Source organism: Streptomyces sp. NPDC087859 (genome assembly GCF_044742595.1).
GTDB lineage: Bacteria > Actinomycetota > Actinomycetes > Streptomycetales > Streptomycetaceae > Streptomyces > Streptomyces canus_F.
In genome coordinates this window covers 396,344-421,560 of the sequence record NZ_JBIUUU010000004.1, presented here as the reverse complement: position 1 = coordinate 421,560, position 25,217 = coordinate 396,344, and the positions used below count along the sequence as shown (strand labels likewise).

Annotated in this window: 23 protein-coding genes; 10 read left to right on the top strand and 13 right to left on the bottom strand. The window is 71.2% G+C overall.

Annotated features, from left to right (window positions below):
- Positions 1 to 28 precede the first annotated feature (28 nt).
- Positions 29 to 352 carry a hypothetical protein gene (locus ACIOHP_RS12055; RefSeq protein WP_401886136.1) on the top strand — a complete coding sequence of 108 codons (324 nt, stop codon included), beginning with the start codon at positions 29 to 31 and terminating at the stop codon, positions 350 to 352.
- A gap of 100 nt (positions 353 to 452) precedes the next feature.
- Here ACIOHP_RS12055 and ACIOHP_RS12050 read toward each other — a convergent pair whose 3' ends face one another.
- The 11 genes from ACIOHP_RS12050 to rsmI form a co-directional block, all read right to left on the bottom strand.
- Complete coding sequence (locus ACIOHP_RS12050) at positions 453 to 1,145, bottom strand: LuxR C-terminal-related transcriptional regulator (protein WP_401886134.1); 693 nt, start codon at positions 1,143 to 1,145, stop codon at positions 453 to 455.
- 310 nt (positions 1,146 to 1,455) lie between these two features.
- Positions 1,456 to 3,270, bottom strand: coding sequence for a PQQ-binding-like beta-propeller repeat protein (locus ACIOHP_RS12045; RefSeq protein ID WP_401886131.1), 1,815 nt, complete (start codon positions 3,268 to 3,270; stop codon positions 1,456 to 1,458).
- Between the two features lie 55 nt (positions 3,271 to 3,325).
- Positions 3,326 to 5,113 (bottom strand): PQQ-binding-like beta-propeller repeat protein, encoded by a 1,788-nt coding sequence (locus ACIOHP_RS12040; protein ID WP_401886129.1) that lies wholly within the window; start codon positions 5,111 to 5,113, stop codon positions 3,326 to 3,328.
- A 191-nt stretch (positions 5,114 to 5,304) separates the two neighbouring features.
- Positions 5,305 to 7,107, bottom strand: a complete 1,803-nt coding sequence (locus ACIOHP_RS12035) for an ABC-F family ATP-binding cassette domain-containing protein (RefSeq protein ID WP_361538160.1) — start codon at positions 7,105 to 7,107, stop codon at positions 5,305 to 5,307.
- 93 nt (positions 7,108 to 7,200) lie between these two features.
- Entirely contained in the window at positions 7,201 to 8,298 is a 1,098-nt protein-coding gene (locus tag ACIOHP_RS12030) for a peptidoglycan recognition family protein (protein WP_401886126.1), read from the bottom strand.
- 150 nt (positions 8,299 to 8,448) lie between these two features.
- Positions 8,449 to 9,351, bottom strand: coding sequence for a 4-(cytidine 5'-diphospho)-2-C-methyl-D-erythritol kinase (locus ACIOHP_RS12025; protein WP_401886123.1), 903 nt, complete (start codon positions 9,349 to 9,351; stop codon positions 8,449 to 8,451).
- Entirely contained in the window at positions 9,348 to 10,241 is an 894-nt protein-coding gene (rsmA, locus tag ACIOHP_RS12020; protein ID WP_361538166.1) for a 16S rRNA (adenine(1518)-N(6)/adenine(1519)-N(6))-dimethyltransferase RsmA, read from the bottom strand. Before rsmA ends, ACIOHP_RS12025 begins: the two co-directional genes overlap by 4 nt.
- A gap of 33 nt (positions 10,242 to 10,274) precedes the next feature.
- A complete protein-coding gene (locus tag ACIOHP_RS12015) occupies positions 10,275 to 11,627 on the bottom strand; it encodes a ubiquitin-like domain-containing protein (protein ID WP_361538168.1) in 1,353 nt (450 codons plus the stop codon).
- A gap of 96 nt (positions 11,628 to 11,723) precedes the next feature.
- Entirely contained in the window at positions 11,724 to 12,614 is an 891-nt protein-coding gene (locus tag ACIOHP_RS12010) for a TatD family hydrolase (RefSeq protein WP_401886119.1), read from the bottom strand.
- Between the two features lie 51 nt (positions 12,615 to 12,665).
- Positions 12,666 to 13,076, bottom strand: coding sequence for a hypothetical protein (locus ACIOHP_RS12005; protein ID WP_361538172.1), 411 nt, complete (start codon positions 13,074 to 13,076; stop codon positions 12,666 to 12,668).
- A gap of 248 nt (positions 13,077 to 13,324) precedes the next feature.
- Entirely contained in the window at positions 13,325 to 14,173 is an 849-nt protein-coding gene (rsmI, locus tag ACIOHP_RS12000) for a 16S rRNA (cytidine(1402)-2'-O)-methyltransferase (RefSeq protein WP_361538174.1), read from the bottom strand.
- A 62-nt stretch (positions 14,174 to 14,235) separates the two neighbouring features.
- Here rsmI and ACIOHP_RS11995 point away from each other — a divergent pair, with 62 nt between their 5' ends.
- The 3 genes from ACIOHP_RS11995 (at position 14,236) to ACIOHP_RS11985 (ending at position 19,494) form a co-directional block, all read left to right on the top strand.
- Entirely contained in the window at positions 14,236 to 15,987 is a 1,752-nt protein-coding gene (locus ACIOHP_RS11995; RefSeq protein ID WP_401886116.1) for a dolichyl-phosphate-mannose--protein mannosyltransferase, read from the top strand.
- Between the two features lie 107 nt (positions 15,988 to 16,094).
- Entirely contained in the window at positions 16,095 to 17,723 is a 1,629-nt protein-coding gene (locus ACIOHP_RS11990; protein ID WP_401886114.1) for a penicillin-binding transpeptidase domain-containing protein, read from the top strand.
- Positions 17,724 to 17,820: 97 nt separating this feature from the next.
- Positions 17,821 to 19,494: a penicillin-binding transpeptidase domain-containing protein gene (locus ACIOHP_RS11985; RefSeq protein ID WP_401886112.1), complete on the top strand. Its 1,674-nt coding sequence runs from the start codon at positions 17,821 to 17,823 to the stop codon at positions 19,492 to 19,494.
- Here ACIOHP_RS11985 and ACIOHP_RS11980 read toward each other — a convergent pair.
- On the bottom strand, positions 19,491 to 19,841 hold the full coding sequence (locus tag ACIOHP_RS11980) for an SsgA family sporulation/cell division regulator (protein ID WP_401886109.1): 351 nt from the start codon (positions 19,839 to 19,841) through the stop codon (positions 19,491 to 19,493). The genes ACIOHP_RS11985 and ACIOHP_RS11980 overlap by 4 nt on opposite strands.
- Positions 19,842 to 20,009: 168 nt before the next feature.
- Between ACIOHP_RS11980 and ACIOHP_RS11975 the strand changes: the two genes are divergently transcribed.
- From ACIOHP_RS11975 to ACIOHP_RS11950, 6 genes are all read left to right on the top strand, one after another.
- A complete protein-coding gene (locus tag ACIOHP_RS11975) occupies positions 20,010 to 21,068 on the top strand; it encodes an energy-coupling factor ABC transporter permease (protein WP_401886107.1) in 1,059 nt (352 codons plus the stop codon).
- Position 21,069: 1 nt separating this feature from the next.
- The gene (cbiQ, locus tag ACIOHP_RS11970; RefSeq protein WP_401886104.1) at positions 21,070 to 21,831 is read left to right on the top strand and encodes a cobalt ECF transporter T component CbiQ; all 762 of its coding nucleotides are present in this window, start codon (positions 21,070 to 21,072) and stop codon (positions 21,829 to 21,831) included.
- Complete coding sequence (locus tag ACIOHP_RS11965) at positions 21,819 to 22,586, top strand: energy-coupling factor ABC transporter ATP-binding protein (RefSeq protein WP_401886102.1); 768 nt, start codon at positions 21,819 to 21,821, stop codon at positions 22,584 to 22,586. The genes cbiQ and ACIOHP_RS11965 overlap by 13 nt, the downstream gene beginning before the upstream one ends.
- Before the next feature lie 10 nt (positions 22,587 to 22,596).
- Positions 22,597 to 23,064, top strand: a complete 468-nt coding sequence (locus ACIOHP_RS11960) for a MarR family transcriptional regulator (protein ID WP_361485249.1) — start codon at positions 22,597 to 22,599, stop codon at positions 23,062 to 23,064.
- Between the two features lie 107 nt (positions 23,065 to 23,171).
- Positions 23,172 to 23,630: an organic hydroperoxide resistance protein gene (locus tag ACIOHP_RS11955; RefSeq protein WP_351682724.1), complete on the top strand. Its 459-nt coding sequence runs from the start codon at positions 23,172 to 23,174 to the stop codon at positions 23,628 to 23,630.
- A gap of 46 nt (positions 23,631 to 23,676) precedes the next feature.
- Positions 23,677 to 24,873, top strand: a complete 1,197-nt coding sequence (locus ACIOHP_RS11950; RefSeq protein WP_401886098.1) for a serine hydrolase domain-containing protein — start codon at positions 23,677 to 23,679, stop codon at positions 24,871 to 24,873.
- 24 nt (positions 24,874 to 24,897) lie between these two features.
- Here the strand turns inward: ACIOHP_RS11950 and ACIOHP_RS11945 are convergent, their stop codons facing one another.
- A complete protein-coding gene (locus ACIOHP_RS11945; protein WP_401886096.1) occupies positions 24,898 to 25,173 on the bottom strand; it encodes a DUF1876 domain-containing protein in 276 nt (91 codons plus the stop codon).
- Between the last annotated feature and the right edge of the window lie 44 nt (positions 25,174 to 25,217).

Here is a 25,217-nt window from a genome sequence, read left to right as displayed (position 1 = left end):
CGCGCTCCGGAAGGGAGTTTGAGAGACCATGTCCGACCACTCCGGATACTCCGACAAGGACGTCCAGCGGGAAGTCGCCGAACTACAGGCCAAGTCCACCACCGCGGCCCGCATCTTCGACCTGCGCCGCATCATCGGCGGCCTGTTCGTCCTCTACGGCGTCATCGTCACGATCGCCGGCATCAACCCCTCCGACGCCACTCTCGACAAGGCCGAGGGTGTCAACATCAACCTCTGGACCGGCCTCGGAATGCTGCTCCTCGGCATCTTCTTCCTGGTGTGGCTGAAGCTCCGCCCCACACCGCCGCCGGTCGCGTCGGAGCCGGCGGAGACCGAGAGCCCGACCGAGTAAGGACCTCACCGGGGCCGGAGCCCACGGGGACTCCGGCCCCGTGCTCGTCATCCCCCCGGCTGCTCCGGTGGTGGTCCGGGCGATGCCGTCGCCGCACCGCTCAGGCTTCCGGTCCCCCGCCCAGGTCCGGAGTGGAGTGCGGGATCGGGCCCGCTCGGTCCAGCAGGCCTGTTCGGGCCGCCAGGGCCGCCGCCTCCAGGCGTGATCCCACTCCCAGCTTCATCAGGACGCGTTGGACGTGGGTGCGGGCCGTGGAGGGAGCGATGCCCATGCCGGCCGCGATGAGCCTGGTGTCCTCGCCGTCGGCGACGCGTACCAGGACCTCCACCTCCCTCGGGGTGAGCATCTGGAGCAGACGCTGACCCTCGTCGTCGGGCTGGGCGGCCGGGTTGAGGAGTTCGCTGAAGGCGCCTTGCAGAAGCTGGGGCGCTACCGCCGCCTCGCCCGCCCTCGCCTTCATGATCGCCCGCTCGACACCCTCGATGCGCTCGTCATGGCGTACATAGCCCGAGGCACCGGCGGCGAAAGCGGCCGCGATGCCGCGCGGACTCGGTACCGGGCCCAACACCAGCACCGCCACCTGCGGACGGTCGCGCTTGATCTTCACCACCGGGTCGAAGATGCCCGGTTCGGCCGGTGTCGCCGTGCCCAGCAGGCACACCTCGGGCGCCCGGGTGATCACCAGCTCCGCCGCCCCCGCGGCGGGTGCCGCCGCGGCGAGCACCCGGTGCCCGCGCAGCTTCAACGCCGAGGCCAGCGCCTCCGCGAGCAGTCGGTGGTCGTCGACCACCATGAGCCGCACTCCCATCGAGCAACCCCCCAGTCCCCCCGGATCCCCATGCAACGATCCCCATGCCCCGCCGTGGAAGCTCCACTATGGATGCCCACTGATCGCACGGACAGGAGCCCCCTCCCGGCTCCCCCGCCCTTCATGCCCCCGGAAGCTACACGCTTGTTCGACGTTGCGCTCCCCCTACTGGTGAGAAGTGCCCCGGATCGACGGAATTTCCGGCATTCGGGGTTGATGGGTGGTACGCGCACGGCCCCGTCCCTGAGCAGGGACGGGGCCGTGGTTTCCAGCGGATTTCACACGCGCTGAGCGATCACTTCGTTCCGAAGGCGACCGCGAGATACTCCTTCTCGGTCGAACTGGCACCGAAGTCGCTCGCGTAGACCTGCGCCATGAACAGCCGTCCGTCGTGGTAGAGGATCTCGGAGTACTCGGGGAGCATGCTCGTCTCCACGTCGCGCACCGCGTCCGTCGCCGGGTTCTCCAGGAGTTTCGTCTCCTTGAAGGTGCCACCGTCGATGGTCACGATCTGACCGCCCTTGTCGTACGGCGGCCGCTTGTACGCCAGCACGTTGCCGCCGTCCATGCGCAGCGGGGTGAGCGTGTAGCCGTCGCCCGCGTCGGCGCGCTGGCCGGTCTCCTTGCCGCTGTTCAGGTCGATGGAGACGATCGAGTTGGTCCGGGAGTAGTCGCTGCCGGTGACCTCGCGCTCCTCGGTCGGCAGGTAGAGCCGGTCGTTGCCGACCACGATCTGGAAGCAGTACTCGACCCTGCTGATCCCGTCGCAACGGGCCACGTACTTCTCGGGATCCACCGAGATGCGCGAGCGCAGCTTGCCGGTCTTGTTGTCGATGGCGAAGACGTCCGAGATGCCCTGCGCGCCCTCGACGTCGCCGACCTCGGCGGCCACGACGAGAGGCTCGGTGGAGACGATGCTCGCGTACTCGATGCCCGTCGCCATCTTGTACTCCGAGATCACCTTCCCGGAGGCCGGGTCGATGGTCTGGATCTGCAGCCGGCGCTGGCCGTAGGAACCGCACTTGCGGACCGCGACCAGCTTCTCGCCGCCGCCGTAACCCGCGTCGTAGCAGGTGTCGGTCGGCTTCGGGGCCCACAGCGACTTGCCGCTCTCGATGTCCCAGGCGCCGCCGCCGCTGGTGCTGCCCGCGGCGACCGTGTTCGCGCTGACGGTGACGTTGTCCCAGCGGATCGGCCGGTCACCGGACTTGGCGGTCTTGGTCCACAGCTTCTTGCCCGCGGTCAGGTCGATCGCCGCGATCTCGCTGCAGCCGCCCGTGCGTTCCTTCGTCGGCATCGAGGGCTCGTAGGCGATCGCCGTCACACCGTTCTCGGTGGCGTGGCGACTGGCCTGGCACACCGGGCCGGGCAGCTTGATCGTCCACAGCTTGGTGCCCTTGTCCGGGTCGTAGCCGACGACCTCGGCGATGCCGCTCTTGGCGTAGACCGTGTCGGTCAGCCAGGAGCCGTTCACCGTGTACGTGGTGTCGACCGGCGGCTTGGGCTGCGGAACCTGGAAGAGGACGGACGCGGCCGTGCTGGACGGGACCTTCTCGTCGCCCTTGCTGGAGGTGCCGCCGGTGCCACCCTTCTCGTCGCCGCCGCCACCCCCGGTGCCGCCGCTGGAGCTCGCGGTGTCCTTCTTGTCGTCGCCGGACGAGGACGCGTACCAGACACCGCCGCCCACGATCAGCGCGATCGCCACCACCGCCGCGACGATGATCGCCAGCTGCGGACTGATCTTCCGCCCGCCGGCCGGCTGACCGGGCTGGGGGTGCATCGGCATGGTCGGCTGCTGGTAGCCGTAACCGGGCTGCTGGCCATAGGGGTTGGGCTGGCCGTAACCGCCGGGCTGCTGCTGTCCGTACGGGTTCGGCTGCTGCTGGCCGGGATAGCCGTAGCCCGGGCCCGCCGGCGGTGTCTGCGGGGGCGGGGGCGTCTGCGGGGCACCCTGGGGCGGCGGGGGCGCCTGGGGGTAGCCGTAGCCGGGCTGCTGGGCCGGCGGCTGCGGGGCGCCGAATCCGGGCTGCTGCGGCGGCTGGTCCTGCGGCGGGCCGAAACCTCCCCCGGGCGGGGGCTGGTTGGGCGGCGGGGGCGGCGGCTGGGTCATGACGCGGGTACCTCGGGAAGTAGGGACGACGGCGGGAACGTGACGGTGCGAGGGGCTACTTGCCGTAGGCGAGCATCAGCTTCTCCTGCGTGTCGTCGTTGCCGCTCAGCCGAGTGGTCGAGAGGTAGAAGCGTCCGTCGACCCAGTCGACGGCCTTGGAGTAGAAGCCGTCCTCGATGTCGGCGATGCCCGCCGGGTTCTGGAGCAGCTTGGCCGGCTTGTGGTTCGAGCCGGCGGTGGCGAGGGAGACGACCTGGCCGCCCGCGTCGTACGACGGCTGGACGTAGGCGATGAGCTTGCCGTTCTCGATCTTCAGCGGCAGCATCGCCTCGTCCGCCGGGGACTTGACGCGCCACTTCTCCTTGCCGTTGGAGAGGTTGATCGCCACGATCTCGTTGGCGCTGGAGGTGGCCTCGGTGGGCAGGTAGAGCGTGTCCGCGTCGGCGACCGCGCCCGTGCAGCCCGTCAGGTCACGCGCGAAGATCGCCCAGTCGCAGGCGGGGGCGAAGTCCTCGTCGAAGGCGACCTGGGAGCGGAACTTGCCGCCGTCGGTGAACGTGGAGATGTTCCAGCTGTTCTTGTCCTCGTTGGTGCTGTAGATGACCAGCGGGTCGAGGGAGTAGGCGCGCGCGACCCGCCAGCCCTTGTCGAACTTCTGGGTCCACTTGGCCTTGCCGGTCGTCGGGTCCAGCTCCTGCACCTCGTCGTGCTCGTTGTCACCGGAGGCGTCGCAGGAGGAGACGGCGATCAGCCTGGCGCCGCCCGCGAAGGCGCTGGGGAAGCAGGCGTTGCCGTACTTCGCCTTGTCGAAGAGCTTCTTGCCGGTCTCGACGTCGTAGCCCGTGCCCGACATCGAGCGGCCCACCATCAGCGTCTTGCCGGTGATGGACAGTTCGATCTGGAGGGTGCTGTCGAACAGCTCGCCGTCGGCGACCTCGCCGCTCCAGCCCTTCTCGCCGGTGTTGAGGTCGATCTCCTGGAGCTTGTTGCACTCCGCGCGGTCGCTGCTGCCGCTCATGTAGGCCACGACGATCTTGCCGGAGGCCGTCTGCTGCGGGGTGGTGGCGCAGATCTTCTGGTCGAAGGTGATCGGGTCCCAGGTGGGCTTGCCGTCGCCGACGTTGTAGGCGAAGAGCTGCTTGTACGCCGCCTTCACCGCGGTCTTGTCGGTGATCCACATGCCGGGGGCGTCGGCGCCGTTGCCGGGGGCGTCGGGCGCGTCCTTGTACCAGAGCACCTTCGACTCGCCGGACTGGCGGCCCTCGTTGAGGTCCGTCTGCTCCTCGCCGCCGCCACCGTCGCCGTAACCGGGGTTGACCGGGTCGTCGGAGGCGGACGGCTTGGTGCTGCCGCTCTCCTTGGCGACCGGCTTCTTCGGGTCGTCGTCGCCGCCGCTCGCGACCGCCCACACGGTGCCGCCGACCACCAGCAGACCGGCCACGGCCGCGGCGATGACGAGGGCCGGCTTGCCCTTGAAGGGGTTGCGCGAGCCGGACGGCGGGGTGCCGGGGCCGCCGGGGTACTGCGGCTGGGGCGGGTAGCCGTAGCCGGGCTGGCCGTAGGGGCCGGGCGGCTGGGGCTGACCGTAGGGGCCGGGCTGGCCGTAGGGGCCCGGTTGCTGGGGCTGGGCGTACGGCCCCGGCTGCTGCGGCTGGCCGTACGGACCGGCGGGCTGCTGCTGGGGATAGCCGTAACCGGGCTGGGGCGCACCCGCCGGCGGTCCCTGCGGAGGCGGCGGCGTCTGCGGCGGGCCCGCAGGGGGCGGCGGCGCGCCGAAGCCACCCTGCGGCGGCGGGTCCTGCGGTGCTCCGAAGCCGGGCGGCTGGTTGGGCGGCTGGGACATCAGCGCGTTCCCCCTCGTTCACTGATTTTTAGCCACGCCCTGAGGTACGTAACGGACTCAGAGTCGTACTCAGAAAGATCTCAGACGGCTCTTTCTATCACCCGGGACCGACAGGAACCCGGGCCGATCATCCCCTGTGCCCAAGGGAGGACCGGCCCGTGACGCCTCCGTTATGCGCCTTCACGCACCCTTCACGCGTCCTCGGCGAGTTCCAGCCAGCGCATCTCCAGCTCCTCGCGCTCCGCGGCCAAATCCCGGAGCGTGCCGTCGAGTTCGGCCACCTTCGCGAAGTCCGTTGCGTTGTCGGCGATTTGGGCGTGCAGCTTGGTCTCCTTCTCGGAGATCTTGTCGAGCTGCCGCTCGATCTTCTGGAGCTCCTTCTTGGCGGCCCGCTGGTCGGCGGCGCTCCTGTCGGGCGCGGCCTTCTGGACGACCGGTGCGGCGGCGGCCGCGGCCTCCTCCATCTTGTGGCGGCGCTCGATGTACTCGTCGATACCGCGCGGCAGCATCCGCAGGGTGGCGTCACCGAGGAGGGCGAAGACCCGGTCGGTGGTCCGCTCGACGAAGAAGCGGTCGTGGGAGATGACGATCATCGAGCCGGGCCAGCCGTCGAGGAGGTCCTCCAGCTGGGTCAGCGTCTCGATGTCGAGGTCGTTGGTGGGCTCGTCGAGGAAGAGGACGTTGGGCTCGTCCATGAGGAGACGCAGGAGCTGGAGCCTGCGCCGCTCACCACCCGACAGGTCGCCGACCGGCGTCCACTGCTTCTCCTTGTTGAAGCCGAACGTCTCGCACAGCTGCCCGGCGGTCATCTCGCGCCCCTTGCCGAGGTCGACGCGCTCACGTACCCGCTGCACCGCCTCGAGCACCCGCAGGGCGGGGTCGAGTTCGGCGACCTCCTGGGAGAGATAGGCGAGCTTGACCGTCTTCCCGACGGAGACCCGCCCGCCGACGGGCTGGGTCTCGCCCCCGGTCCGCCAGGCCTCGCGCATGGCGCGCAGCAGGGAGGTCTTGCCGGCGCCGTTGACACCGACCAGGCCGATGCGGTCGCCGGGGCCGAGCTGCCAGGTGATGTGCTTGAGCAGCACCTTGGGGCCGGCCTGGACGGTCACGTCCTCCAGGTCGAAGACCGTCTTGCCGAGCCGCGTGGACGCGAACTTCATCAGCTCGCTGCTGTCGCGCGGCGGCGGCACGTCCTTGATGAGCTCGTTGGCGGCCTCGACGCGGAAGCGCGGCTTGGACGTACGGGCCGGGGCGCCGCGGCGCAGCCAGGCGAGCTCCTTGCGGACCAGGTTCTGCCGCTTGGTCTCCTCGGTGGCGGCGATGCGCTCACGCTCGGCGCGGGCGAAGACGTAGTCGGAGTAGCCGCCCTCGTACTCGTAGACATCGCCCTTCTGCACGTCCCACATCCGCGTGCAGACCTGGTCGAGGAACCAGCGGTCGTGGGTGACGCAGACGAGCGCGGACCGGCGCTCGCGCAGATGGGTCGCCAGCCAGGCGATGCCCTCGACGTCGAGGTGGTTGGTGGGCTCGTCGAGGACGAGCAGGTCCTGCTCCTCGATGAGGAGCTTGGCGAGCGCGATCCGGCGGCGCTCACCGCCGGAGAGCGGGCCGATGACGGTGTCCAGGCCCTGCGGGAAGCCGGGCAGGTCGAGGCCACCGAAGAGACCGGTCAGGACGTCGCGGATCTTGGCGTTGCCGGCCCACTCGTGGTCGGCCATGTCCCGGATGACCTCGTGCCGGACGGTCGCGGCCGAGTCCAGGGAGTCGTGCTGGGTGAGGACGCCGATCCGGATCCCGCCGGAGTGCGTGACCCGGCCGGTGTCGGCGTCCTCCAGCTTGGCGAGCATCCGGATCAGGGTGGTCTTGCCGTCGCCGTTGCGGCCGACGACACCGATGCGATCACCCTCGGAGACGCCGAGCGAGACGCCGTCGAGCAGGGCACGGGTGCCGTACACCTTGCTGACGTTCTCGACATTGACCAGATTGACGGCCATTTCTCTCCTGACAAGGGGGATGCTCGACCCTCCAGGGTAGTCCGGCCGCCGGTCGCCCTCGCCCCGCACCCGTACGCCGCCCTCCTCGGCGGGTCAGCGGGCGGCTGCCGCCCGCACCTCGGCCAGCAGGTCGTACATCGTCTGTCCGGGGCAGTCCGTCTCCAGCCAGTCGCGGTGGCCGCTGACCGTCTCGACGTCCTTGGTCACACCGTTGACCGGGTTGGTGAAGGTGACCTTCGCCTGCGGGTCGAGGCCCTTGAAGCGGGAGATCACCTTGATCAGACGGACCAGCGAGGCCTTGGCCGCGTCCGTCGGGCCCTGGTCGGTGAGGGTGCCGAGGAGTGCGATGCCGAGGTTGCCGGAGTTGTAGCCGGAGGTGTGGAAGGCGGTGACGAGGTCGCCGTCGGAGTTGAAGGCGGGGATGTTGTCGTCGCCGGAGTAGCGGCCCTCGTAGACGGTGCCCGCCTCGTCGATGAGGAAGTGGTAGCCGATGTCACCCCAGTCGAGGGTGACCGCGTGGTACTCGTAGATCGCCCGGACGGTCGCGGCGGGATCGGCGTCGCCGTTCGGGGTGTCCGAGTGGTGGACGGTGATCGTCTGCAACGCGTAGTACTTCTCCGGCGAGTTGACCACGCCGTTCTTGTACCGCTTCGACTCGTCCGCACCCCACGCGGGCCGCGACTGGTAGCGCACACCGCGCACCCGCGTGGGCTCCGAGGGCACCGTGAAGGTGCGCCGCGGCCCGTCGGTGGTGTCGATCGCGAGCGAGCGCACGTCCGTGGTGCCGTCCGCCGCCTTCACCTCGTACGACGTGGTGGAGCCGGCCGCGACCAGGGCCGTGCCTCCGTCGTCGACGGTCGCGCAGCCGCCGCTCAGCGTCCGCCAGTCGCCGTCCGGCAGACGCAGGGCGGCGCCGTCCCGCGCGCCGGCCCAGCGGACGCCGACGTAGGAGGCGGCGAAGGCGGTGGTGGCCGTGCCGGCGCCGGTGGCCGCGTCGGAGCGGGTCGTGGGGAACTCCTCCGGCGTCGTACCGGAGGCCTCGGGCTGCGAACCGGAGTCGGAGTCGGTCGCCGCGAAGACCACCGGGGTCAGGGCGGCCCCGGCGGCCACGGCTCCGGCGGCCCCGATCACGCCACGACGTGACAGGGGGCGCTTCCTGCGGTGGGAGGTGGGGGTGGGGGATTCGGACACGGATGTGCCTTCCGATGCGTTCACTTGAGGGGCGCCGACGGCACCTGGCGGGGCGCTGGTGGCGCTTGAAGTATCAAGTGACCCTAGGGGCCCGGCGGGTTGCCCACGTACTGCGTCCGCAGTAGATCGTGTGGAGATCGGGCGAAGACGTCAGGATCCAGCCACCACGGTCGCACCCGGCACGGGCCCGGCCGCGGTCCGCACGGTCCGGCAGGTACCGGACGCCGTCAGCGCCCCGGCCACCTTCGCCGCGGCCTCCGGATCGCGCGTCAGGAACGCCGTCGTCGGACCCGATCCCGACACGAGCGCGGCGAGCGCACCGGCGGTCCGGCCGGCCGCGAGGGTGTCGGCGAGCTCCGGGAAGAGCGAAAGAGCGGCGGGCTGAAGGTCGTTGGAGACGGCCGCGGCGAGCGCGTCGGGGTCACCCTTCGCGAGCGCGTCGATCAACTCCTGCGAGGCGACGGGCTCGGGGACGTCGAGCCCCTCGGCCAGCCGGTCGAACTCCCGGAAGACGGCCGGGGTGGACAGCCCGCGCCCCGCCATCGCGAAGACCCAGTGGAAGGTCCCGCCGACATCGAGGACGCGCAGCTTCTCCCCCCGCCCGGTCCCGAGCGCGGCCCCGCCCACCAGGCTGAACGGCACGTCGCTGCCCAACTCGGCGCAGATCTCGAGCAGTTCCTCGCGGGAGGCGTTCGTGCCCCACAGGGTGTCGCAGGCCAGCAGCGCCGCGGCACCGTCCGCACTGCCGCCGGCCATGCCGCCGGCGACGGGGATGTCCTTGGCGATGTGGAGGTGCACGGCGGGTTCGATGCCGCGTCGCCCGGCGAGGGCCAGCGCCGCGCGCGCCGCCAGGTTCGTACGGTCGAGCGGCACCTGCCCCGCGTCCGGCCCCGCGCAGGTGACGCGCAGTTCGTCGGCCGGGGTGACCGTCACCTCGTCGTGGAGGCCGACCGCCAGGAAGACGTTGGCCAGGTCGTGGAAGCCGTCGGGGCGGGCGGCGCCGACCGCGAGCTGGACGTTGACCTTGGCGGGGACGCGGACGGTGACGCTCACGGGCGGTTCGGCTCCTCGTTGTCGTGCTCGACGCGGTTCTCGGCGATGCGGGCGAACTCCTCGACGGTGAGGGCCTCCCCACGCGCCTGCGGCGAGACCCCGGCGGCGACGAGCGCGGCCTCGGCGGCGGCCGCGGACCCGGCCCACCCGGCGAGGGCGGCCCGCAGTGTCTTGCGCCGCTGTGCGAAGGCCGCGTCGACGACGGCGAAGACCTCGCGCCTGGAGGCGGTCGTCGTGACCGGCTCGGCGCGCTTGACGAGCGACACGAGCCCGCTGTCGACGTTGGGCGCTGGCCAGAAGACCTTGCGGCCGATGGACCCGGCCCGCTTGACGTCGGCGTACCAGTTGGCCTTCACCGACGGCACGCCGTACACCCGGGAGCCGGGCCCCGCGGCGAGCCGGTCCGCGACCTCCGCCTGGACCATGACGAGGGTCCGCTCGATGGTCGGGAAGGTCTCGAGCATGTGCAGCAGGACGGGTACGGCGACGTTGTAGGGCAGGTTCGCCACGAGCGCGGTGGGCGCCGGGCCCGGCAACTCGCCGACCTGCATCGCGTCGGAGTTGACCAGCGCGAACCGGTCGGCCCGGCCGGGCATGCGGGCCGCGATGGTGGCGGGCAGCGCGGCGGCGAGTACGTCGTCGATCTCGACCGCGGTGACCCGGTCGGCGACTTCGAGCAACGCGAGGGTGAGGGACCCGAGCCCCGGACCGACCTCGACGACGACGTCGTCCGGGCGGACGTCTGCGGTGCGGACGATACGGCGCACCGTATTCGCGTCGATCACGAAGTTCTGCCCGCGCTGCTTGGTCGGTCGCACACCGAGGACTTCCGCGAGCTCACGGACGTCGGCGGGGCCGAGAAGGGCATCGGGGGCGGGGCTGCTGCTCACGGCCACAAGGGTACGGGGCGGCAGGGGCACCCCTCACCCGTGCAGCCGCCTCCCGCAGTGCGGCCACGGGCTGGCGCCCCGCTGCACGTACAGCTTCTTCGCCCGGAACGTCTGCTCCGCCGCCGGTGCGTCCTGCGGCCGTCCGCTCCCGCCCAGCCCCTGCCAGGTACGGGTGTCGAACTGGTACAGCCCGCCGTACGTCCCCGACGGGTCCACCGCGTCGGGCCGGCCCCCGGACTCGCAGGTGGCCAGCTGCTGCCAGTCCAGTCCGTCCGCGCCCTGCACGGACATCGGCATCGGCTTGGTCCCCACCTTCACCACCTGCGTCCGCGGCTCCCGGACCACCTCGGTCCTGATCCGCCGGGGCTTCTGCCGGACGCCGTTGACGGTCCGCAGGGAGTACGTGATCCGCCGCAGCCCCGTCTGTCCCGCCTGCTCGACGACCTCCGTGCCCTTGAACAGCGAGGGGTCCTCGGTCCGCTCCACCCGGAACGGGATCGCCTCCTCGCGGACCTCCTTGGTCCCGGTGATCCGCAGCACGGTGACGGTCTGCCCGTCACGCGGAAAACTCCCCGGCGCGACCGACGTCGTGTCCTGCCCGCGCAGCGTGATGCCGGCCTCCTCGACGACCTCCCCCACGGTCGCCGCGTTCGTGCGCACGGTGCGCGACCGGCCGTCCGCCATGACCGTGACCGCGCGCTCGGTGCGCACGTCCAGCGTGAGCCCCTCGCGTCCGATCGGCCGGGAGCGCGAGGTCGACACGTACGCGCCCTCCGCGCGCACCCCCAGCTGCTTGAGTGCCCCGTCCACCGTGCGCGCCGTCGTCCACACCTCGCGCCGTTCCCCGTCGAGCGTGAGCCGCACGGGGCGCCCGTAGTGCACCGCGATCTCGTCGCCGCTGGAGAGCTCCGTCCCGGGGGCGGGCGCGACCACGTCGTGCGCTCCGACGTCGACGCCCTCGTCGGCGAGGAGTTCGGTCACGTCGTCGGCGAAGGTGTGCAGCGTGCGCGGCTTGCCGTCGACGGTCAGCTCGATCGCCTTGTCCTTGGCGACGAACGCGGTGGTGCCGCCGGCGAGGAACGCCACGACCAGCGCCTGGGGCAGCAGCCGGCGCATCGCGCTGTCCGGGCGCTCGGCGCCCCGCCCCTTGCGCCGGCGCGCGGCCCGACCGCCCGCTCCGGTGTGCGGGGCGGGCACGGGCGCCTCGGGCAGCTCGTAGGCGGGCCGGTAGGTGTCCTCGTACGACACGGGCATCGGCGGAGTCGGCAGCGTCGGCGCGACCTGGACGCCGTACGGCACCGTCTCCGCGCTGTGCGGGTCGTACACCGCGGCGTACGGATCGTTCGGGCCGTACGTCTCGTACGTCTGGTACTGGGAGTTGCTCACGCCGACACGCTCCAGGGTCCAGAGAGACCCAGAACCTAGCGGAGTGTCCGTCACTCTCCAAAGCGACGCGGCTACGGGTGGTGACGACCGATCGGGTCAGTAACCGAACGCCCGAGCGGTGTTCGCGGCGAGTGCCGTGGCCAACGCGTCCTCGTCGACGCCCCGCACCGCGGCCATCGCGCGCACCGTGACCGGGATGAGATAGGGCGCGTTGGGCCGTCCGCGGTACGGCACCGGCGTCAGGAAGGGCGCGTCGGTCTCCACGAGGAGCAGCTCCGGCGGGGCCACCGCGACCGCGTCCCGCAGGTTCTGGGCGTTCTTGAAGGTGACGTTGCCGGCGAAGGACATGAAGTATCCGGCGCGGGCGCAGAGCTCGGCCATCTCGGCGTCGCCGGAGTAGCAGTGGAAGACGGTGCGCTCGGGGGCGCCCTCCTCCTTGAGCACGCGCAGGACGTCGGCGTGGGCGTCGCGGTCGTGGATGACGAGGGCCTTGCCGTGGCGCTTGGCGATCTCGATGTGGGCACGGAAGGAGCGCTCCTGCGCCTCCTTGCCCTCGGGGCCGGTGCGGAAGTAGTCGAGGCCGGTCTCGCCGACACCCTTGACCTGCGGAAGCGCGGCCAGGCGCTCGATCTCCGCGAGCGCCTCGTCGAGCGCCTGCGCGCCCCCCGGCTGCCGGGCGCCCTGCCGGGACCAGCCGTCGGGGTCGCCGTGGACGATGCGCGGCGCCTCGTTGGGGTGCAGGGCGACGGTCGCGTGGACGGCGTCGTACCGCGCCGCCGTGTCCGCGGCCCACTGCGAGCCCCGGATGTCGCAGCCGACCTGCACGACCGTCGTCACACCCACCGACGCGGCCTTCGCGAGGGCCTCCTCGACCGTCCCGGACTGCATGTCGAGGTGGGTGTGGGAGTCGGCGACGGGCACCCGGAGGGGTTCGGGGAGCGGCGGCGCCGCGTGCTTCTCGCGAGCGCTGGAGCTTGAGGAGGGCATGCCCCGATCCTACGAAAGGGGCATGCCCTCTCCCCGAGGGGAGGCGGGGCTTCAGCTCGCCTTGCGGTGGTGGAACGGGTGGAGGAGATCGGACAGCTGCCAGTGGTGGCGCTCCTTGGCCTGCGCGGGCACCTCGGGCGCCTCGACCGGCCCGGCCTGCGGGGCGCGGCGCTGCCGGCGGTGCACGGCGTCGAGCACCGAGGACACCTGCCCCGCCCGCATGATCCGTACGACGTGCCCGTCGCAGTTCTGGCACGTGGGCCGGCTCAGCGGCGACGGCACGACCTGGTCGTTCGCGACATAGATGACGAACTCGTGGCCGTCGGCACCGGTGTGGTGCTCGATCTCGTACGACTGCTCCCAGCCGTGCCCGCACCGCATGCAGGCGAAGGAATACGACTCGTGGACGACGGCGGTGGCGCCGCTGCGCAGTGCGGCGGTCTGCCCTGCGATCTCGCTCATGCCAGCTCCTCTGGTCCGCTGGACCCAGGGACGGGTGCGTCCCTTCATCCAGTGGACGCTTCCGCCGGAGCGAATGCATCAGCCCTGTCGAGTGTTGGAACCGTCTTGGACTTTCCTTGCCGAAACGGCCCGTACGACAGGGGCTGCGCTTTGCCTTCTGCCCTCCCCCTTTGCCTGTCCGTGGGGCGCACGCTCAAAAGACATGCGCCCTGCTCAGAGGGCCTGTGCGCTGGGTCACGCGCCCTCTTCTAGGAGGTCGCGTTCTTGGCCGCGACGACCGCGTCGAAGACCTGCCGTTTCGGCAGTCCCGCCTCCGCCGCCACCGCCGCGATCGCCTCCTTGCGCCGCTCGCCCGCCTCCTCGCGCACCCGCACCCGGCGCACCAGCTCCGGGCCGTCGAGCTCCTCGGGCCCCTTCTCCGGCGCCCCCTCGACGACGACGGTGATCTCCCCGCGCACCCCCTCCGCGGCCCACGCGGCCAGCTCCCCCAGCGGGCCCCGCTTGACCTCCTCGTACGTCTTGGTCAGCTCCCGGCAGACGGCGGCCCGCCGCTCCGCGCCGAACACCTCGGCCATCGCGGCGAGGGTGTCGTCGAGCCGGTGCGGGGCCTCGAAGTACACGAGGGTGCGCCGCTCCCCGGCGACCTCCCGCAGCCGGGTCAGCCGTTCGCCGGCCTTGCGCGGCAGGAACCCCTCGAAGCAGAACCGGTCGACGGGCAGCCCCGACAGCGCGAGCGCGGTGAGGACGGCGGAGGGTCCGGGCACGGCGGTGACCCGGATGTCCTTCTCGACGGCGGCCGCCACGAGCCGGTAGCCGGGGTCGGAGACCGACGGCATCCCGGCGTCGGTCACGAGCAGCACGCGGGCGCCGCCGACGAGCTCCTCGACCAGCTCCGGCGTACGGGCGGCCTCGTTGCCCTCGAAGTACGACACGACGCGCCCCTTGGGCGTCACCCCGAGCGCCTGGGTCAGGCGCCGCAGCCGCCGGGTGTCCTCGGCGGCGACCACGTCCGCACCGGCCAGTTCCGCGGCGAGCCGGGGCGGGGCGTCCGCGGTGTCGCCGATGGGGGTGCCTGCCAAAACAAGGGTTCCTGTCACGTTTCCATCCTCGCAGCACCCATCCACGGGACTCCCACAGCCGTGTTCCCTACGATGGCGCGGTGACCAGTACAGCGTCGTCCATGGACTCCACGGACACCCGACAGGCCCAGGCACCGCAAGACCAGCGGCCGTCGTGGCAGCAGCGGCTGCGCCGTTTCGGCTACACGGCCGGGCCCAGAAGCGACGTGCGCGACCGGCTCGTGCCGCCGTACACGCAGCCCAACCCCCGGATGTGGGCGGCGCTCGGGCTGCCGAAGGCGCTGGTCGACCGGATCGTGCGCTGGTCCGGCTGGGGCGGTCCGCTGCTCGTCACCCTGTTCGCGGGCGTCATCCGGTTCTGGAACCTGGGCGGCCCGAAGGCGGTGATATTCGATGAGACGTACTACGCCAAGGACGCCTGGGCGCTCGTCCACCGCGGCTTCGAGGTCAACTGGGACAAGAACGCCAACGACCTGATCCTGGACGTCGGCAGCAAGGTGCCGGTCCCGACGGACCCGTCGTACGTCGTGCATCCGCCGGTCGGCAAGTACGTCATCGGACTCGGCGAGCTGATGTTCGGGTTCGACCCGTTCGGCTGGCGGTTCATGACGGCCCTCCTCGGCACCCTCTCGGTGCTGATGCTGTGCCGCATCGGCCGCAGCATCTTCCGCTCGACGTTCCTGGGCTGTCTGGCCGGCGCGCTGATGGCGGTGGACGGGCTGGCCTTCGTGATGGCCCGCACCTCGCTGCTCGACGGCGTGCTGATGTTCTTCGTGCTGGCCGCGTTCGGCTGTCTGGTCGTCGACCGCGACCGGGTCCGGGAGAAACTCGCGGCCGCGCTCCCGCTCGACGCGGACGGCCGGACCCGTCCCGACGCGCACACCGCCGAGACGACCCGCTTCGGATGGCGCCCCTGGCGCTGGCTGGCCGGTCTGATGCTGGGCCTGGCCATCGGCACCAAGTGGAACGGCCTGTACATCCTGGCCGCGTTCTGCGTCATGGCGGTCCTGTGGGACGTCGGCTCCCGCAAGGTCGCGGGCGCCCGCCACCCGTACGGGGCGGTCCTCAGGCGCGACCTGGGCCTGACCTTCCTGGCGACGGTGCCGGTGGCGATCGCCACGTACCTGCTCTCCTGGCTCGGCTGGATCCTCTCCCCCACGGACGGCACCGGCGGCTACTACCGCAACTGGGCCGCGACGGACGGCAGGAACAGCGACTGGTCCTGGCTGTTCCCGGACTGGTGGCGCAGCCTGTGGCACTACGAGCACCAGGTCTACGACTTCCACGTCGGCCTGCACTCCCCGCACACGTACCAGTCCAACCCGTGGAGCTGGATCGTCGACGGCCGCCCGGTCTCGTTCTTCTACGAGTCCCCCGCGCCCGGCAACGACGGCTGCCCCGCCGACGCCGGCGAGAAGTGCGCCCGCGAGGTCCTCGCCATCGGCACCCCGCTGCTGTGGTGGGTGGCCGCCTTCGCGATCGCCTACGTCCTGTGGCGCTGGCTCTTCCGCCGCGACTGGCGCGCGGGCGCGATCGCCTGCGGCATCGCCGCCGGCTACCTCCCCTGGTTCATGTACCAGGAACGCACGATCTTCTTCTTCTACGCCGTCGTCTTCCTGCCCTTCCTGTGCCTGGCCGTCGCGATGATGCTCGGCGCGATCATCGGCCGGCCCGGCTCCAGCGACACCCGGCGCGTGGCGGGGGCCACGGGGGCGGGCGTGCTGGTGCTGCTGATCGCCTGGAACTTCATCTACTTCTGGCCCCTGTACACCGGAACCGCCATCCCGATCGACGACTGGCGTTCACGGATGTGGCTGGACACCTGGGTCTAGCGGTCGGACCCCGGTCTCTCTTCGGCCAACAAAAGGAAACACTTCTCACAGTTGTCACTCACGCCACTTACAGTGCGAGGACTGATAACGGGGAGGGGTTCAGTTCCATGGGCAAGGGGGTCAAGGCCGCCGTCATCGGCAGCGTGTTCGCCGTGATGGTGGGTGGGGCCGGGTACGGCGCGTTCAACATCGTGTCCGCGCTGAACGACGACGGGGGATCCGGCGGGTCCGAGGTGAAGTCGGGGCCGCCGAGCGGGGACGAGGTCGAGGAGACGTCGGGGACGTTCTTCGCGGCCTGGGAGAAGGGCTCCGCGGCGTCGGCGTCGCAGTACACGAACAACAACGCCGCCGCCCGGGCACTGCTGACGGAGTACCGCGAGAACGCGCACATCACCGGCGTGAGGATCACGCCCGGTACCGCTCAGGGAGCCACCGTTCCCTTCACCGTGAAGGCGAAGGTGACCTACCGGGGGACGTCCGAACCCCTGTCGTACAAGAGCAGTCTGACCGTCGTACGTGGCCGCACCACCGGCAAGGCGCTCGTGGACTGGAAGCCGTCCGTGATCCACCCGGAGCTGCGGTCGGCCCAGGACGCACTCGTCACCGGCCCGTCGGCGACCCCGCCCATCGAGGCGGTGGACCGGGGCGGCAAGGTGCTGACGAAGGACAAGTACCCCTCGCTGGGCCCGATCCTGGACGCGCTGCGCGCCAAGTACGGCGCGAAGGCGGGCGGCACCCCGGGCGTCGAGCTGTTCGTCCGGCACGACGGCGACGGCGCCCCCGACACCCCGCTGCTGACGCTCTCCAAGGGCAAGGCGGGCAGGCTTCAGACGACGATCAGCGCGAGCGCGCAGGCGGCGGCCGAGACCGCGGTGACGAAGTACGCCAACTCCTCGGTGGTGGCCGTCAAGCCGACCACGGGCGAGGTGCTGGCGGTCGCCAACCACCGCGAGGACGGCTTCAACGCGGCCTTCGAGGGGGCGCAGCCCCCCGGCTCCACGATGAAGATCCTCACCTCGGCGATGCTCATCGACAACGGCGTGACCTCGATGAACGGCCCGGCGCCCTGCCCTGACGACGCGATGTGGCAGGGGCAGACCTTCAAGAACCTGAAGGACATGAAGCCCGATCCGAACGCCACCCTCGCCGACAGCTTCATGCGGTCCTGCAACACGGCCTTCATCAAGCTGATCGACGAGGACCCGCTCACCGACGAGTCGCTGACCGCGGAGGCGCAGACCAAGTTCGGACTCGGCCGGGACAACTGGAAGACCGGCATCACCTCGGTCGACGGCAGCGTCCCCGCCGAGAGCGGCCCGGACCGGGCCGCCAACGCGATCGGCCAGGGCAAGGTCACCATGAACCCGCTGAACATGGCGTCCGTGACGGCCACCGCGATCACCGGCACCTTCCGCCAGCCCTACCTGGTCTCGCCGAAGCTGGACGACCGCAAGCTGGCCACCGCCGAGGGACTGCGGGCGGGCACGGCCGACCAGCTGAGGCAGATGATGCGGCTGACGGCCACCCAGGGCACCGCAGCACCGGTCATGCGGGGGCTCGGCGGGGACGTCGGGGCGAAGACCGGTTCGGCCGAGGTGGACAATGTGGCCACCTCGAACAGCTGGTTCACCGGGTTCCGCGATGATGTCGCCGCGGCGGCCATGACCGAACAGGGCGGCCACGGCGTCGACGCGGCCGGCCCGATCGTGAAGGCCGTACTGGCGGCGGGTGGCTGAACTCACCCGCGCAGGACGGGACTCTAGGGTGGTCGCCGTCGTTGAGTGAGGGACGAGGGCGACGGGGACCCTGGGGAAACGCGGAGGACAGAGAGCTGTGGGCAAGAGAAGGCGCGTCGCCGAGCGACGGAAGACGCATCGCCCCGCCGTGATCGGCGGGATGATCGCCGTGGTCGTCGGCGGCGCCGGCTTCGCCGTGTACGCGCTGTACGGCGGCGGGGCGGCGGCCGAGGACCGGACGTCCGCCGTCGCCGACCAGAAGCCGAAGGTCAAGACCGGCCCGCTGTCCGCTAAAGAGGTCGACACCGCGGCGCGGACCTTCCTCACGTCCTGGCAGTCGGGCCAGGTCACCCGGGCCGCGGCCGTCACGGACGACACCGCGGCGGCCACGAAGCTGCTCACCGCCTACCCCAAGGACGCCCACCTCAAGGACGTCACCCTCACCCCCGGCACCCGCACCGGCGACAAGGTCCCCTTCTCCGTGAAGGCGACGGTGTCGTACAAGGACACCAGCAAGCCGCTGACGTACGACAGTTCGCTGACCGTCGTGCGCGACACCGCCACCGGCAAGCCGCAGGTCGACTGGCACTCCTCGGTCGTCCACCCCGACCTGGAGGACGGCGACACCCTGGTCACCGGCGAGTCCGGGACCCCGCCGATCAAGGCGCTCGACCGGGACGGCGGGGAGATCACCGAGAAGAAGTACCCGTCGCTGGGCTCGGTCCTGGACGGGCTGCGGGAGAAGTACGGCAAGAAGGCCGGCGGCAAGGCGGGCGTCGAGCTCCAGGTGGTGCGCGGCAAGGAGTCCAAGGCGGACGAGCTGTCCGACAAGACGCTGCTGACGCTGAGCAAGGGCACGCCGGGCACGGTGAAGACCACGCTCAGCCCGGGCATGCAGGCGGCCGCCGAGGCACAGGTCGCGAAGAAGGCGAAGTCGTCCGTGGTGGTGCTGCGTCCGTCGACCGGGGAGATCCTGGCCGCCGCGAACGCCTCCCACGGCTTCAACGTCGCGTTCCAGGGCTCGCTCGCCCCGGGTTCGACGATGAAGGTCGTCACCTCGTCGCTGCTGATCGAGAAGGACCTCGCGTCGGCGGACGAGAAGCACCCGTGCCCGAAGTACTTCACGTACGGCGGCTGGAAGTTCCAGAACGACGACAAGTTCCAGATCAAGGGCGGCACCTTCAAGGCGAGCTTCGCCCGCTCCTGCAACACCGCCTTCATCAGCCAGGCGCCCGAGCTGGACAACGACTCGCTGACCAAGCAGGCCCAGCAGGTCTTCGGTCTGTCCATGAACAACTGGGCGGTCGGCGTGCCCACCTTCGACGGCTCGGTGCCGGTGCAGTCGCAGGCGCAGATGGCGGCCTCGCTGATCGGCCAGGGCGGGGTGCGGATGAACCCGCTGAACATGGCGTCGGTGTCGGCGACCGTCGAGTCGGGCGTCTTCAAGCAGCCCTACCTGGTCTCACCGGACGTGGACGGGCGGACGCTGGCGAAGGCCTCGCGCACGATGTCGCCGGGCACGCTCTCGCAGCTGCGCGAGCTCATGTCGTACACGGCGGCCTACGGCACGGCGGCCGAGGCGATGCAGGGTGTCTACGGCACCGTGGGCGCGAAGACCGGCTCGGCGGAGGTCGACGGTCAGAAGAAGCCCAACGGCTGGTTCACGGCGTACCGCGGCGACCTGGCGGCGGCCGGTGTGGTCCAGGCGGGCGGGCACGGCGGTGACACGGCGGGCCCGATCGTGGCGGCACTGCTGAAGCGGGGCGGCTAACTCCGTACGGGAGTGGCCGTGTAGGTCCGGCGCAGGAACCTGAGCAGGGCCTTCGACTCGAACTGCACCACGGAGACACCCTTGGCGGAGTGGAACTCCACCACGGCCTGCACCCGGCCGCACGGCCACACCCGGACGTCCCCGGCCTCGACCGGCGCCCGCAGGCCCCGTTCCAGCAGCTCGCGCTGGAAGGTCCACTCGTGCGGGCCGGGAAGGCCGACCCGTACCGCGCGCGGGTCGGCGTCGGGGTCGTAGCGCAGCACGACCGGGACGGCCTCGGGTTCCGCCATCGTGAGGTCGGCGTCCGTGACGATGTGGGCTCGCGCGTACTGCTCGACTACGGACATCGGATCGGCCCCTTACGCTGAGTGACCTGTGCGGAAGCTGTGCGACCGCTTCCTCTCCAATGTCGCATATTTTTCCGATCGTGCCCCCGGGCGTAGGACATCTCACATGCACGATGCACGAGGGGCTCGCTCTTGCAAAACGTTCGCATTAAGCCACATCATCGATGCGTGCATGTGCCTGACGGATTTATCGACGCCCCCACGTCCGCCGCCGCCGGAGCGGTCGCCGCCGCGGCTGTCGCGGTGTCCCTGCGCGGTGCCCGCCGCGAGCTCGACGAGCGCACCGCGCCGCTGGCCGGCCTGGTGGCGGCGTTCATCTTCGCCGTACAGATGCTGAACTTCCCCGTCGCCGCGGGGACGAGCGGCCACCTCCTGGGCGGCGCGCTGGCGGCGATACTCGTCGGCCCCTACACCGGGGTCCTCTGTGTCTCCGTCGTCCTGCTCATGCAGGGCATCCTCTTCGCGGACGGCGGTCTGACCGCGCTCGGCGTGAACATCACCGTCATGGGCTGTGTGACGACGGTCGTGGCGTACGCCGTCTTCCGCGGCCTGGTGAAGGTGCTGCCGCGCACCCGCCGGTCCGTCACCGCCGCCTCCTTCGTGGCCGCCGTGCTGTCCGTGCCGGCCGCGGCCCTCGCCTTCACCCTCATCTACTGGATCGGCGGCACCACCGACGTCGCCATCGGCAAGGTCGCCACCGCCATGGTCGGCGTGCATGTGCTGATCGGCATCGGCGAGGCCGCGATCACCGCGCTGACCGTCGGCGCCGTCATCGCCGTACGCCCCGACCTCGTGTACGGGGCGCGCGGGCTCCAGCAGAAGCTCAAGCTGCGGGTCAACGGCGAGCTCGTCGATGTACCAGCCGTGCCGGCCGCCGGGCCGGCCCCGGTCGCCGCCCGCTCCTCGCACCGCAAGGTGTGGCTCGCCGGCCTCGCCACCTCCCTCGCCCTCGCCGGCGTGGTCAGCTTCTACGCCTCCGCCGACCCCGACGGGCTGGAGAAGGTCGCCGCCGACAAGGGCATCGACGCGAAGGTCGAGGACCACGCCGCCGCCGACTCCCCGCTCGCCGACTACGGCGTCAAGGACGTCGACAACGCCCGGCTCTCCGGCGGTCTCGCGGGCGTGATCGGCGTGGGTGTCACGGTCGTCGCGGGCAGCGGGATCTTCTGGGCGGTGCGCAGGCGCCGTACGCAGGACGTCTCCCCGGTGAGCACGACGGTCGCCTGACATGGGGGCCGGGCACGCGCACAAGCTGTACCGGCACGGGCACTCGCCCGTGCACGGTCTGCCGCCGCACACCAAGCTCGCCGCGGTGTTCGCCTTCGTGGTGGTCGTCGTCTCGACACCGCGGGAGGCGATGTGGGCCTTCGGTCTGTACGCCGTGCTGCTGGGCGTCGTCGCGTACGTCGCGCGCGTGCCGGCCGGGTTCATCCTCAAGCGGCTGCTGATCGAGGTGCCGTTCGTCGCGTTCGCGGTGCTGCTGCCGTTCGTGGCGGAGGGCGAGCGGGTCGAGGTGCTCGGGATGTCCCTCAGCGTGAGCGGACTGTGGGGCGCCTGGAACGTGCTCGCCAAGGGCACCCTGGGCGTCGCCGCCTCCGTGCTGCTCGCCTCCACCACCGAGCTGCGTGAACTCCTGCTGGGCCTGCAGCGGTTGAAGCTGCCGCCGCTGCTCGTGCAGATCGCGTCCTTCATGATCCGCTACGGCGATGTCATCACGGACGAGATGCGGCGGATGCGGATCGCGCGGGAGTCACGGGGGTTCGAGGCGTCCGGAGTGCGCCACTGGGGCGTCCTCGCGAAGTCGGCGGGCGCCCTCTTCATCCGCTCCTACGAACGCGGCGAGCGCGTCCACCTCGCCATGGTCAGCCGTGGGTACGCCGGTTCCATGCCGGTCATCGACGAGGTGACCGCCTCCCGGGCGCAGTGGACGTACGCGTTCGCGCTCCCCTTCGCCGCCCTTGTCGTATGTCTGCTGGGATGGACGCTGTGACCGCTTCCCTCGAGGTCTCCGGCCTCGCCTACGCCTACCCCGACGGCCACCAGGCCCTGTTCGGCGTGGACTTCTCCGTCGCGCGCGGCGAACGCGTCGCGCTGCTCGGCCCGAACGGCGCCGGCAAGACGACCCTCGTGCTGCACCTCAACGGCATCCTGTCCGGCGGCACGGGCACGGTGCAGGTCGCCGGGCTGCCCGTCGGCAAGCAGCACATGGCTCAGATCCGGCGCAAGGTCGGCATCGTCTTCCAGGACCCGGACGACCAGTTGTTCATGCCGACGGTCCGGGAGGACGTGGCGTTCGGTCCGGCCGCGGCGGGCATGCGGGGCGCGGAACTCCAGGCGCGGGTCGACCGTGCGCTGGCGCAGGTCGGCATGGCCGAGTTCAAGGACCGGCCGCCGCACCACCTCTCCTTCGGGCAGCGGCGCCGGGTGGCGGTCGCGACCGTGCTCGCCATGGAGCCGGAGATCCTCGTCCTCGACGAGCCGTCCTCCAACCTCGACCCCGCCTCGCGCCGCGAACTCGCCGACATCCTGCGCTCCCTGGACGTCACGGTCCTGATGGTGACGCACGACCTGCCGTACGCCCTGGAGCTCTGCCCGCGCTCCCTCGTCCTCACCGAGGGCGTCATCGCCGCCGACGGCAGAACGGCCGATCTGCTCTGCGACGACGACCTGATGCGCGCCCACCGCCTGGAGCTGCCCTACGGCTTCGATCCGCGTTCGGTCTCCGGTGCGGCCGGGCGTCCGTGACAATGGGCGCGTGACGAACGAGGACCACGCCGCCGAGGGCTCGCTGCTCCTGGACGAGCAGCTGTGCTTCGCGCTGTACGCCGCTCAGCGCGCGGTGACGGCCGCGTACCGTCCGCTGCTGGAGGAGCTCGGTCTCACCTATCCGCAGTACCTCGTCCTGCTGGTGCTCTGGGAGCGCGGCGAGACGACGGTGAAGGATCTCGCGGAGGCGCTGCGGCTCGACTACGGCACGGTGTCGCCGCTGCTCAAGCGGCTGGAGAGCGCGGGGGTGGTGCGCCGGGAGCGCGCCGCCCACGACGAGCGCTCGGTGCTCGTCGCGTGCACGGGGCGCGGAGAGGAACTGCGCGAGCGCGCGGCGCGCGTGCCGGGCGCGCTGCAATCGGCGACCGGGCTGGGCGGTGCGGAGGTCGTGCGGTTGCGCGAGGAGCTGTGGGAGCTCACGCGCCGGGCGCGGGCCGCGGCCGAGCGCCCCCTCTGAACTCCTGTTACCCACGGTTGCCACCCCCTGGTAAACCCACCCCCGCCTACTGGTCGGTACCTTGTGCACGATGTATTTGTGCGCACCTGTTCTGGGGGGAGCCAGTCATGAGTGAGGACACCGCCGTCGACACCTCCGTCGACACCCGTCCGACGAAGATCATGTACGTCGCCGAGGCCACCGCACACGGCGGCCGGGACGGCTATGTCACCAGCCAGGACGGCCAGATCGAGCTGAAGGTCGCGATGCCGCCGCAGATGGGCGGCGACGGCAACGGCACCAATCCGGAGCAGCTGTTCGCGGCGGGGTACAGCTCCTGCTTCCACAACGCGCTGGTGCTGGTGGGCCGCCGTTCCGGCTTCGACCTGACCGGCTCCACGGTCGCCGCGAAGGTCGGCATCGGCCCCAACGCACAGCGCGGCTACGGCCTGGCGGTCGCCCTCAGCGTCTCGCTCCCCGTCCTCGACCAGGACGTCGCCACCAAGCTGGTGGACGCCGCCCACGAGGTCTGCCCGTACTCCAACGCGACCCGCGGGAACATCGACGTGACCGTCCTGCTTGGGTAGAGGAGAGCACGGAGCAGCGGGAACAGCGAGAGCGGGGCGCACGGACGTGGATGTGAACGGCACGGTCGCCGAGGGGTTCGAGCCGGTCAGGGACGCGTTCGTCAGGAACTTCGAGGCGCTCGGCGACCGGGGCGCGGCCATCGCCGTGTACCGGGAAGGGCGCAAGGTCGTCGACCTGTGGGCCGGTACCAAGAACGTCGACGGCGCCGCCGACAGCGAGCCCTGGCGGCGCGGCACCGCGCAGATCGTGCGCTCGGCGACCAAGGGCGTCGCCGCCGCCGTACCCCTGCTGCTCGCCCAGCGCGGGCAGCTGGACCTGGACGCGCCGGTGGCCGCGTACTGGCCGGAGTTCAAGGCGTACGGCAAGGAGCGGGTGCTGGTCCGGCATGTGCTGAACCATCGGGCCGGGCTGCCGGTGCTGGACCGTCCGCTCACCCCGCAGGAGGCCCTGGACCCGCGCAGGGGGCCGGAGGCGGTCGCGGCCCAGGCGCCCGTCTGGGAGCCCGGCACGGACCACGGGTATCACGCGCTGACGTACGGCTGGCTGCTGGACGAGCTCGTGCGGCGCGTGACGGGGCGCGGCACCGGTGAGTGGATCGCCGCGGAGATCGCCGGGCCGTTGGGGGCTGAGCTGTGGCTGGGGCTGCCCGAGGCGGAGGCGTACCGGACGGGCCGGGTCGACCGCGTCGAGACACCCGAGCCCACCCATGCCCTGCGTGCCCGCCCCAAGCGTTCGGTCACCGAGGCCTACGCCGACCCGGACTCCCTCACCAACCGCGCGTTCGGCGCGATCACCCCCTTCCCGGACCAGAACGACCCGGCGTACCGCGCGAGCGCCCTGCCCGCGACGAACGGCATCGCGACGGCGGACGGGCTGGCCCGTTTCTACGCCGCGCTGATCGGCGAGGTCGACGGCGTACGGCTGTTCACGCCGGAGACCGTCGAACTGGCCCGCGCGGAGGAATCCGCCGGACCCGACCGGGTGCTGGTGATCAGCACCCGCTTCGGCCTCGGCTACATGCTGCACGGCAGCGCCTCGCCGTTGCTCGGCCCCGGCTCCTTCGGGCACCCGGGCCGCGGCGGCGCCCTCGGCTTCGCCGACCCGGAGACGGGCATCGCGTTCGGCTATGTGACCAACGGCCTGCGCAAGACGGTGACGGCGGACCCGCGGGCGCAGGCGCTGGTGCGTGCGGTGCGTGCCGCTCTGCAGGAGCGAGCAGCTCTCGGACCGGGGGCGACGTGAGACCCCGCCGCCCCGAGCCGTCCGCTACACGTGGATCGGATGCGACGTCCGCCCGGACGCCGAGTCGATCTCCCCGTGCGCCTTGGCCAGCATCTGCATCGCGAGGTCGTTGAGCGCGCGGGCGCCCGCGATCTCCTCCCCCACCCTCGGCTGGTTGGAGTCGGTGCGGTGGCGGCTGGCCTGTCCGTGGGCCCGTACCTCGGAGCCGTCGGGCAGGCGCACCATCGCGACCGCCCTCGTGTGGTCGTCGTCCTCCTGGAACTCCATCTCGACGTGCCAACCCACAGTGGTGTGCATCATGACGATCACCTCCGGAAGAACTCCTTCCAGAGTGCTCCTTAGGG

Bases quoted from the DNA above. Each gene is read 5' to 3' on its own strand.
- ACIOHP_RS12055 (WP_401886136.1), top strand. From the start codon at position 29: ATGTCCGACCACTCCGGATACTCCGACAAGGACGTCCAGCGGGAAGTC.
- ACIOHP_RS12050 (WP_401886134.1), bottom strand. From the start codon at position 1,145: ATGGTGGTCGACGACCACCGACTGCTCGCGGAGGCGCTGGCCTCGGCG.
- ACIOHP_RS12045 (WP_401886131.1), bottom strand. From the start codon at position 3,270: ATGACCCAGCCGCCGCCCCCGCCGCCCAACCAGCCCCCGCCCGGGGGA.
- ACIOHP_RS12040 (WP_401886129.1), bottom strand. From the start codon at position 5,113: ATGTCCCAGCCGCCCAACCAGCCGCCCGGCTTCGGAGCACCGCAGGAC.
- ACIOHP_RS12035 (WP_361538160.1), bottom strand. From the start codon at position 7,107: ATGGCCGTCAATCTGGTCAATGTCGAGAACGTCAGCAAGGTGTACGGC.
- ACIOHP_RS12010 (WP_401886119.1), bottom strand. From the start codon at position 12,614: ATGCCCTCCTCAAGCTCCAGCGCTCGCGAGAAGCACGCGGCGCCGCCG.
- ACIOHP_RS12005 (WP_361538172.1), bottom strand. From the start codon at position 13,076: ATGAGCGAGATCGCAGGGCAGACCGCCGCACTGCGCAGCGGCGCCACC.
- ACIOHP_RS11990 (WP_401886114.1), top strand. From the start codon at position 16,095: ATGGGCAAGGGGGTCAAGGCCGCCGTCATCGGCAGCGTGTTCGCCGTG.
- ACIOHP_RS11980 (WP_401886109.1), bottom strand. From the start codon at position 19,841: ATGTCCGTAGTCGAGCAGTACGCGCGAGCCCACATCGTCACGGACGCC.
- cbiQ (WP_401886104.1), top strand. From the start codon at position 21,070: ATGGGGGCCGGGCACGCGCACAAGCTGTACCGGCACGGGCACTCGCCC.
- ACIOHP_RS11965 (WP_401886102.1), top strand. From the start codon at position 21,819: ATGGACGCTGTGACCGCTTCCCTCGAGGTCTCCGGCCTCGCCTACGCC.
- ACIOHP_RS11955 (WP_351682724.1), top strand. From the start codon at position 23,172: ATGAGTGAGGACACCGCCGTCGACACCTCCGTCGACACCCGTCCGACG.
- ACIOHP_RS11945 (WP_401886096.1), bottom strand. From the start codon at position 25,173: ATGATGCACACCACTGTGGGTTGGCACGTCGAGATGGAGTTCCAGGAG.